This is a genomic window from Bacillus sp. AR2-1 (assembly GCF_008368755.1).
GTDB lineage: Bacteria > Bacillota > Bacilli > Bacillales > Bacillaceae_G > Bacillus_A > Bacillus_A wiedmannii.
Window position 1 is genome coordinate 1 of record NZ_QORY01000053.1, and the last position, 2653, is coordinate 2653.

Annotated in this window: 4 protein-coding genes and 1 pseudogene; 1 reads left to right on the forward strand and 4 read right to left on the reverse strand. The window is 31.5% G+C overall.

Translation table 11 applies throughout. From position 1 onward, the window contains the following. Window positions 1–175 precede the first annotated feature (175 nt). A complete protein-coding gene (locus DT250_RS31230; RefSeq protein ID WP_050822701.1) occupies window positions 176–961 on the forward strand; it encodes a GNAT family N-acetyltransferase in 786 nt (261 codons plus the stop codon). Between the two features lie 127 nt (window positions 962–1088). Here the strand turns inward: DT250_RS31230 and DT250_RS31235 are convergent, their stop codons facing one another. The 4 genes and pseudogenes from DT250_RS31235 to DT250_RS31250 all read right to left on the reverse strand — a co-directional run. After that, window positions 1089–1523, reverse strand: a complete 435-nt coding sequence (locus tag DT250_RS31235) for a hypothetical protein (RefSeq protein WP_098481202.1) — start codon at window positions 1521–1523, stop codon at window positions 1089–1091. Further along, a complete protein-coding gene (locus DT250_RS31240; protein ID WP_149214381.1) occupies window positions 1520–1726 on the reverse strand; it encodes a helix-turn-helix transcriptional regulator in 207 nt (68 codons plus the stop codon). The genes DT250_RS31235 and DT250_RS31240 overlap by 4 nt, the downstream gene beginning before the upstream one ends. Window positions 1727–2325: 599 nt before the next feature. Continuing rightward, complete coding sequence (gene hfq, locus DT250_RS31245) at window positions 2326–2514, reverse strand: RNA chaperone Hfq (RefSeq protein WP_107888432.1); 189 nt, start codon at window positions 2512–2514, stop codon at window positions 2326–2328. A gap of 27 nt (window positions 2515–2541) precedes the next feature. Next, window positions 2542–2653 (reverse strand): annotated as a pseudogene (locus DT250_RS31250) (transposase); the annotation flags it as partial.

Genomic DNA, 2653 nt, shown 5'->3' on the forward strand with positions numbered 1-2653 from the left:
AATATACAGAAAGGATGGCGTATTTTTTCATTTTAAGGAAATTTAGTTTTGTTAGCTTGATAGCGATGTGGTGGAACCCCTTCTTGGAAATATTTTAATTTAAAAAACTGAAAATTAAAATATTTAAATGTATAATAAGGTATAGAAGATATAAATAGAGAAGAGGGAATATCGTATGACTAGTTTAAAAAATGTTCTTGAGCTTGATTTTGCATATCTTGAAACCTTTACTAGCCGAATAGAGAAATCATGGGGTTCTATATTTTGTAATGAAAGTAACCCATATTATTATGATGCAAATCATGCACATGTAAGTGTAGTAAGTTTAAATCCACAAATGATAGTAGATGAAGTAGTCCAGTTCTATAAGACTAAAAATATAGTACCTAGATTTTATATATACAACTTAGATATGCAAGAAAAACTGATTTCTGAATTGCAAATAAAGAATTTTGGATTTGAAGAATTAATAAGTCCAGTTCAATTATGGAATAAGGAACTAACTAAAAAAGATAAAAATGAAAAAGTTACTATTGAAAAGGTATCTGAATTAAATTTTGAAGAAGCTTTAGATATTGAATGTAGTATAAAAGAGTTGGGAGGCGAAGTTAGAAAAAAAGCTTTTCAAGATGAATTCCAACATCCAGCATTCACTCACTATCTACTTAGATACAATGGAGTAGCATGTTCCATCGCTTGTATTTTTGAACATGAAAAACAAGCCCGAATGGAAAGTGTTGCTACAATTGAAAAGTTTAGAGGTAAAGGGTTAATAGGTGAACTTATTCACTTTATTCAAAGTGAAGTAATGAATAGAGGACTAGATAATCTTTGGGTGATCCCAATTAATGAAACAGTAGAAAAGGTGTATGCAAAGTATGGATTTGAAACAGTAGAAAAAATTAAAACGGGACATGCGTTTTTAGAAGGAAAAAGTATTAAAGAAATTCACGAGGGATAGAAAAAATCAATTTATGTTGCTAAAAGAGGTACCGCCAGCATTTCGGAAAAAACCCACGCTAAGCCAACAATACAATAAGCTGTCCATATGGACAGCTTATTTACATAATTTTCGTTATCGGTATTGCTTAATCATTTTCCTCCAGATCTTTTTCTTGTTTAATCCTAAGACGGTACACATAAGAAACAGGGATAACTCCACAAATAAATATAATTCCTCCTATCAATAAACCGTTGCTCCAGTTGAAGTTTGGGGTAATGGAAGTAAGGATGGTAAAAACAAGTGCAATGATTGTGACCACAATGAGACTAATAATTAACGACTTTACTGGATTTTTTAGCTTTCTTTCATGCTCTACACTAACACTCATGTTCAGATAACTGTAGATAATGGAAGTAAGCATGAAAACCATCCATAGTGGGTTCTTCGTCATTCCTTCTATGCCTCCTTTAAAGACTTCATAGCCAAGAATACTGAGAACCCCGATTGTTTGTACTATATAAGCTATTTTTATGTGTTGTAAATTTTGTACTATTAGTCGTTCATCAGTGATTTTTTTCATTCGAATTCCTCCCTATTAATCCAAAAAATCTCATCTAATTTGGCATTCACCGTATAACAAATTTGTAGGCACAATTTTAATGATGGATTATATTTTCCTTTTTCAATTAAACTGATTGTTTGCCGAGTAATACCTACGACATCGGCAAGTTCTTGCTGTGTTAACTCCGCTTTTACACGGGCGAGCTTTACGTTATTTTTCATAGCATATCCTCCAATCTTAATGTAACATATAATTTCCCTTATGTAAATTATATGTTACATTAAGATTCAAAGATCAGTATTTTTCATTAAACAAAATAGTTTCTTTTTATACAATAATCGGGCCTTTTAGTTGAAGAAGATCCGAAAGGATGGAATGCATACTTTATACACCCTAATTAACATAACGCATTATTATCGGTAGCTAGGAAAAAGGAGGAACCCTAATCTCACAAGGGAACCTCCTTTTTCCGTTCTATGGATCTATGCATTTTTTTATACATTCCTATTATGGTACGGTTTTAGGTTTCTCGTTTGTTACTTGATTATCCGAAAAATTGTATAAAATCCTGCATACTCTTAGTGTGGTTTTTTTCTGAAATGCTGGCGGTATCCCTAATAATAAAAAGAATTACTTATATTATAATTTAATAATAAGGCAAAAATATTGAGAAAATTTAGAGTGAATTGAATATCGCTACACGATTAATTATAATTGATTAGGAGTAGTAATCTGTCATCTGTTCCTTTTTCAAAGAAGATTGATCTCAATCTTCTTTTTTTTGTTGTTTTTGCCTCTTCTCTCGAAAAAGGAAAAAGAATTACGTAAGAATTGTGGAGATTGCTTGCTTGTAGACTAGTTGTTGTTTACCATGAACCATTATAAGAACGGTAAATTTATCCGTTGCAAGGATCTGCCCACGTACTGGAACGCCATTCTTTAAAAATACAGTAATTTCCCCTTTTTTCTCTTTCAATTGCTCATACATATCTTCTTGTAAATTAAACATGAAATGCGCCCCCTGGTTTGTTTGTATTTACTTTTCTTCTAATACATGCTGCTCTTCACTGTTGGATATTTGTGCTTCCCATTCACTTTCTATTTTTCTAAACCATTTTCCTATTTTACTTAGATAATATCTTTTTACT

Coding starts and splice junctions, on each gene's coding strand:
- hfq (WP_107888432.1), bottom strand. CDS start 2,514: ATGTTTAATTTACAAGAAGATATGTATGAGCAATTGAAAGAGAAAAAA.
- DT250_RS31240 (WP_149214381.1), bottom strand. CDS start 1,726: ATGAAAAATAACGTAAAGCTCGCCCGTGTAAAAGCGGAGTTAACACAG.
- DT250_RS31235 (WP_098481202.1), bottom strand. CDS start 1,523: ATGAAAAAAATCACTGATGAACGACTAATAGTACAAAATTTACAACAC.
- DT250_RS31230 (WP_050822701.1), top strand. CDS start 176: ATGACTAGTTTAAAAAATGTTCTTGAGCTTGATTTTGCATATCTTGAA.